Here is a 776-nt window from a genome sequence, read left to right as displayed (position 1 = left end):
AAGTGTGACAAAATTCATCGAAAAAGACCTTAAACTTATTGTAAATAAGGAAAAGAGTAAAGTAGGTGCAGTCACACGTTTAAAGTTCTTGAGTTGTCTAATGACCAAAGTAGATGGCATTTATCGTTTCAGACCGACTACGGGAGCAAAAAGAAATTTAAAACGCTCCTTAAGACGTCTAACGAAACGAAATAGACCAGGTACCTTCAAACAGATTATAACAGAAATTAATCAAGTAACACGAGGGTGGATAAATTACTTTGGTAGAGGGTTTATTAAAGCTTTTATAACGAAGTTACAATCTTGGTTAAACCGACGCATTAGACAACTAATTCTCAAAAGATGGAAGAAACCAAAAACAAAATACAAGATGTTACGTAAATATGGACTTGACCATAAAAGTGCCATGAAAATCGCACAATCGCGTAAGAAGTATTGGCGACTCTCAAGCACCAAAGAAGTCCATCTCGCGCTTACAACAAAACAACTCTACAAGTGGGGACTAATACCGTTAGTCGAACTTGCAGAGTTGGCTTACGCAAGATATTGAACCGCCAAGTACGGGTCCGTACGCCAGACTGTCTAACAAATAATACTAGTTTATTGTATTATATATTTGATAGAAGTTTAAAGGAGGATACTACTAAATGGCTAATATACAGGGATTTTCAAGAAATCAAGTAAGCTTTCAATTATTAACTTTAGATGAAATGATTGAGGAGGAAAACCCTGTTCGGGCAATTGATGCGTTTGTAGAGTCTCTCTGTTTGAAAGAT

1 protein-coding gene is annotated in these 776 nt (G+C 36.2%); it reads left to right on the top strand.

The window, feature by feature from the left end:
• Positions 1–550, top strand: a 550-nt coding sequence (locus tag TP70_RS08410; protein WP_044360960.1) for a group II intron maturase-specific domain-containing protein, incomplete at its 5' end; no start/stop codon positions are given.
• Positions 551–776: the final 226 nt, after the last annotated feature.

The sequence above is a fragment of the Staphylococcus microti genome, from assembly GCF_000934465.1.
GTDB lineage: Bacteria > Bacillota > Bacilli > Staphylococcales > Staphylococcaceae > Staphylococcus > Staphylococcus microti.
Note: the sequence above shows the minus strand (reverse complement) of the source record. Positions and strands in the feature narration are given on the sequence as shown.